Origin of the sequence: Erwinia sp. JH02, from assembly GCF_013074405.1 — a bacterium.
Taxonomy (GTDB): Bacteria; Pseudomonadota; Gammaproteobacteria; order Enterobacterales; family Enterobacteriaceae; genus Erwinia; species Erwinia rhapontici.
In genome coordinates, this window is the sequence record NZ_JABANZ010000023.1 from 1 (window position 1) to 5,019 (window position 5,019).

The window sequence follows — 5,019 nt, forward strand, 5'->3', positions numbered from 1 at the left end:
GTAGTGTGGGGTCTCCCCATGCGAGAGTAGGGAACTGCCAGGCATCAAACGAAGAAAGAACCCCGACCGAAAGGCCGGGGTTTTTTTTCGTCTGCTGTTTAGCTATAAAAGGTCAAGTTCTGACCGTTTCAACGCCAGATTTGTCTTTTCATCATCCATTTTTGCTGTATTTTTGTCGTTTATCTCTATTTTCCCGTCCTTGTTCGTGCATATTTCCAGCTCTATTCCTTAAATTCTGTTAATCAGAATCGATAGACATCCCTGTTCATGACCTGAAAATCCTCAACCCTCCAAAGGTGGATCGGGTACACTATCTGACAGTTAACTCTGTGAAGGCCGTATTATGTCCCGCCAGCAACATTCATTAAAATCCTGGAATACCTTCGGTCTTAACGCCTATGCCAGTCATATCAGCGTGGCCAATAGCGTTGAAGAACTTTGCCGGTGCTGGCAGCAGAGCACCCAACAAAATGAGCCTGTATTGCTGTTGGGTGAAGGCAGTAATGTGCTGTTTCTGGAAGATTTCTCCGGTCAGGTGATCATTAACCGTATCAAAGGCATCAACGTTGAAGAAACGAGTGATGCGTGGTGCCTTCACGTGGGTGCCGGAGAGAACTGGCATCAATTGGTGGAAACTACGCTGAAACAGAATCTCGCTGGTTTAGAAAACCTGGCGTTGATTCCCGGATGTGCGGGCTCCGCACCTATTCAAAATATTGGCGCTTATGGTGTCGAACTGGATCAGGTGTGTGAGTATGTGGACATCGTCAGCCTTGGTGATGGCATTTGCCAGCGGCTAACCGCTTCTGAGTGTCAGTTTGGCTATCGCGACAGTGTATTCAAACATCGCTACGCTGAAGGGTATGCCATCGTTGCAGTAGGGTTACGTCTGGCGAAACACTGGAAACCGGTGCTTAGCTATGGCGACCTGCGCAATCTTGATCCTGTAACGGTGACCCCACAGCAGGTTTTTGATGCCGTTTGCCATATGCGTCGTAGTAAGCTGCCTGATCCTAAAGTGACAGGAAATGCAGGGAGCTTCTTCAAAAATCCGCTGGTAAGCGCAGATCTTGCTGCGGCACTGCAAATAAAGTACCCGGATATTCCACAGTATCCCCAGGAGGGCGGAACCGTGAAGCTAGCCGCTGGCTGGTTGATCGATCAATGTGCTCTGAAAGGATTCCGCCTTGGCGGCGCTGCGGTGCATCAACAACAGGCACTGGTATTGATTAATGCTGAAGATGCCAGCGGGCAGGATATTGTCGATTTGGCCCGTACCGTGCGCCAGCGCGTGGCAGAAAAATTTAATGTGTGGTTGGAGCCGGAAGTCCGCTTTATTGCCGCTCAGGGTGAAACAGACGCTGTGGAGGTTATCGCATGAAAGATAACACCGTGCCTTTAAAACTGGTGAGTATTCTGGCCGACGGTGAGTTTCATTCCGGTGAGCATCTCGGTGAGCATTTAGGTATGAGCCGTGCTGCTATTAATAAACATATTCAGACGCTGAAAGAATGGGGTATTGATGTCTTCACTGTTACCGGCAAGGGCTATAGCCTCTCATCTCCGATGCAGCTGCTGAATGAAGAGGTCATTAATGCCCAGCTTGAGCAGGGACGTCTGGCCGTTATCCCGGTGATAGATTCAACTAATCAGTATTTGCTTGACCGTATGGACTCTCTACAGTCCGGTGATGCGTGTGTTGCTGAGTATCAGCAGGCAGGACGTGGAAGGCGCGGACGCCAGTGGTTTTCTCCCTTTGGTGCGAACCTCTATTTGTCGATGTACTGGCGCCTTGAACAAGGTCCTGCTGCTGCGATGGGGTTGAGCCTTGTCATTGGCATCGTGCTGGCAGAGGCATTACAGGAACAGGGAGCACCAGGTATTCGCGTTAAATGGCCTAATGATATCTATCTTGATGATCGTAAACTGGCAGGCATCCTCGTTGAACTGACGGGTAAAACAGGAGATGCTGCACAGATCGTGATTGGAGCCGGTATTAATCTGGCCATGCGTGCGCCAGGTGCTGATGTGATTAATCAGGGCTGGATTAATCTCCAGGAAGCGGATGTTAATGTCGACCGTAATGCACTCTCAGCACTGATAGTAAATAAAATGCGAACGGCACTGGCGGAGTTTGAACAGGAGGGGTTGGCACCCTTCGTGCAGCGCTGGGCGCTTTTAGACAACTTCATTGACCGTCCGGTGAAACTGCTGATTGGTGATCGGGAGATCTTCGGAACGGCCAGAGGGATTGACCAGCAAGGGGGGTTAATTCTGGAACAGGATGGCGTCAGAAAATCCTGGGTTGGCGGTGAGATTTCGTTGCGAAAGCAGAATTAAACCAGAGGGGGCGCAGTTCACTGCGCCCCCTCTTCGTTACTTTCTTAATCTGACGAGATCGACAGCATGATCGCTGCTTTTCGTCATAATCAGACTTGCTCGTTCACGCGTTGGCATGATGTTTTCTTTTAAATTCAAATGATTAATCTCTTTCCACAGTTGGGTTGCAATCCCTACCGCCTCTTCTTCTGGCAGTTGCGCATAATGGTGGAAATAAGAGTCTGGATCGGTAAAAGCACCCTGACGGAATTTCAGAAAACGGTTGATATACCACTGTTCCAGAAGTGCTTCTGGCGCATCGACATAAATTGAAAAATCCACAAAATCTGAAACGAAGACGTGATGAGGGTCGTGTGGATAGTCCATGCCACTCTGCAACACGTTCAAACCTTCAAGTATCAAAATATCCGGTTGCTGCACAATTTTGTCGCCCTCAGGAATCACATCATAAATCAGATGTGAATAGACCGGAGCGGTAACCTGCGAGGCACCCGACTTAAGATCGGAGACAAAGTTGACCAAACGGTGCATATCGTAAGAGAGCGGGAAGCCCTTCTTCTTCATCAAACCACGTTCTTTTAGCACCGCATTCGGGTGCAGGAAGCCATCAGTCGTAATTAGTTCGACTCGGCGGTGCTCTGGCCAGCGACTGAGTAGCGCCTGCAATACACGTGCTGTAGTGCTCTTACCGACTGCAACGCTGCCCGCAATACTGATGATATAAGGGATTTTTTGGCCATTGGTCCCGAGAAACTGCTCAAGTACCGCCTGACGTCGTAAATTAGAGCTAATATAGAAATTCAACAGACGAGACAACGGCAAATAAATCTCTGCCACTTCTTCCATGGAGAGATCTTCGTTAATGCCTTTAAGACGTGCAATTTCATCTTCGGATAGCGTCATTGGCACCGAATTACGCAGCGCAGCCCACTGACCACGATTGAAATGCAGATAAGGTGTCGTTAACAAGGCGTCTTTTTTTCTCATATGCGTGCTTCTGCCAGCAATTTTTTACCCTTCAATACGTTAGCCCATTAATGACAACATGTTCCGGTTGTTTACAGGCTTACGTACTAAGGGAAATTTCATAAAACAATTGTCGGAGGTTACCACCAGACAGGCATGAAGAAGAAGGAAAAAAGATAACGCACAGATGCAAACGCAGCCGCACCCGCATTAATGATATTTTTCTCTGGCAATTGAAAGCCAACCTGATTAAGCGCAAAAGCGATACCCCATTTTGTGTGGAAGGCGAAGTTTTGCACATTTAAGCGTATTGGTTTGATATTTTAGCCTCATACACTGAGTTCCCCTGCTGCTGAGGGGGAGAGAGGGTTGGTGTTTCTTTAAACGAAGTTTGTATGTAAATTCGCTAATTTGAGAGGATTTGCACAAATAGTGAGCATAAGAACAATTATCGCAATTTTTTTGTTGCATCCTCCCTCAGGTCTTCCTAGAATGCGCACCACTTGATGCCGGCTTAGCTCAGTTGGTAGAGCAACTGACTTGTAATCAGTAGGTCACCAGTTCGATTCCGGTAGCCGGCACCATCAAGTAACGAAATACCCCAGGTGGGGTTCCCGAGCGGCCAAAGGGAGCAGACTGTAAATCTGCCGTCATCGACTTCGAAGGTTCGAATCCTTCCCCCACCACCATTTCGACTCAGTGTTCAGGAGTTGAAACCGGAAGAGAGATAAAAGACTCAACCGGAAAGATGGCAACCTCCATAGGTTGTTCATCACGATTTCAGACTGAGCTCAAGCACAGTCAAAGTCATCAGGCAAACGCGTGATGGCTGAGCAACAAGGAAATCTTTTCTGAGTTGTTCAAAAGCTACAGACAGAACAGGTAGCCGAGTTCCAGGATGCGGGCATCGTATAATGGCTATTACCTCAGCCTTCCAAGCTGATGATGCGGGTTCGATTCCCGCTGCCCGCTCCAAGCCGTGCTGATATGGCTCAGTTGGTAGAGCGCACCCTTGGTAAGGGTGAGGTCCCCAGTTCGACTCTGGGTATCAGCACCACTTTCAAATCTCCCTCCCTGCTTCTTCTCTGTGCATTAAAATTCAACGATTCAGGCAATGCCTGGTTGATGTGGTGATATCACCGATTAATCCGTGTCTTAGAGGGACAAGCGATGTCTAAAGAAAAATTTGAACGTTCCAAACCGCACGTCAACGTTGGTACTATCGGCCACGTTGACCACGGCAAAACTACCCTGACTGCTGCTATCACCACCGTTCTGGCTAAAACCTACGGCGGTTCTGCTCGTGCGTTCGACCAGATCGATAACGCACCAGAAGAAAAAGCACGTGGTATCACCATCAACACTTCTCACGTTGAATATGACACCCCAACTCGCCACTACGCGCACGTTGACTGCCCAGGCCACGCCGACTATGTGAAAAACATGATCACCGGTGCTGCTCAGATGGATGGCGCGATTCTGGTTGTTGCTGCAACTGACGGCCCAATGCCTCAGACCCGTGAGCACATCCTGCTGGGTCGCCAGGTTGGCGTTCCATTCATGATCGTATTCATGAACAAATGCGACATGGTTGACGACGAAGAGCTGCTGGAGCTGGTTGAAATGGAAGTGCGTGAGCTGCTGTCTGCTTACGATTTCCCTGGCGACGACATCCCGGTTGTTCGTGGTTCTGCACTGAAAGCACTGCAGGGC

At 49.0% G+C, this 5,019-nt stretch carries 4 protein-coding genes and 4 tRNA genes; 7 read left to right on the forward strand and 1 reads right to left on the reverse strand.

Going from position 1 to position 5,019, the window contains the following annotated elements:
- Positions 1–343: 343 nt before the first annotated feature.
- Together murB and birA are read left to right on the forward strand one after the other, a co-directional pair.
- Positions 344–1,381 carry a UDP-N-acetylmuramate dehydrogenase gene (gene murB, locus HHI26_RS24920; RefSeq protein WP_167864936.1) on the forward strand — a complete coding sequence of 346 codons (1,038 nt, stop codon included), beginning with the start codon at positions 344–346 and terminating at the stop codon, positions 1,379–1,381.
- Positions 1,378–2,340: a bifunctional biotin--[acetyl-CoA-carboxylase] ligase/biotin operon repressor BirA gene (gene birA / locus HHI26_RS24925; protein ID WP_171149964.1), complete on the forward strand. Its 963-nt coding sequence runs from the start codon at positions 1,378–1,380 to the stop codon at positions 2,338–2,340. Before murB ends, birA begins: the two co-directional genes overlap by 4 nt.
- Positions 2,341–2,376: 36 nt before the next feature.
- Here birA and coaA read toward each other — a convergent pair whose 3' ends face one another.
- The gene (gene coaA, locus HHI26_RS24930; protein WP_171149965.1) at positions 2,377–3,327 is read right to left on the reverse strand and encodes a type I pantothenate kinase; all 951 of its coding nucleotides are present in this window, start codon (positions 3,325–3,327) and stop codon (positions 2,377–2,379) included.
- Positions 3,328–3,814: 487 nt separating this feature from the next.
- Here coaA and HHI26_RS24935 point away from each other — a divergent pair.
- The 5 genes from HHI26_RS24935 to HHI26_RS24955 form a co-directional block, all read left to right on the forward strand.
- Positions 3,815–3,890, forward strand: a tRNA-Thr gene (locus HHI26_RS24935).
- Positions 3,891–3,910: 20 nt separating this feature from the next.
- Positions 3,911–3,995: transfer RNA gene (locus HHI26_RS24940), tRNA-Tyr, on the forward strand.
- A 211-nt stretch (positions 3,996–4,206) separates the two neighbouring features.
- A tRNA-Gly gene (locus HHI26_RS24945) sits at positions 4,207–4,281 on the forward strand.
- 6 nt (positions 4,282–4,287) lie between these two features.
- Positions 4,288–4,363 (forward strand) — tRNA-Thr (locus tag HHI26_RS24950).
- 113 nt (positions 4,364–4,476) lie between these two features.
- Positions 4,477–5,019: GTP-binding protein (locus HHI26_RS24955; RefSeq protein ID WP_171149966.1), on the forward strand; the 543-nt coding region annotated here is incomplete at its 3' end.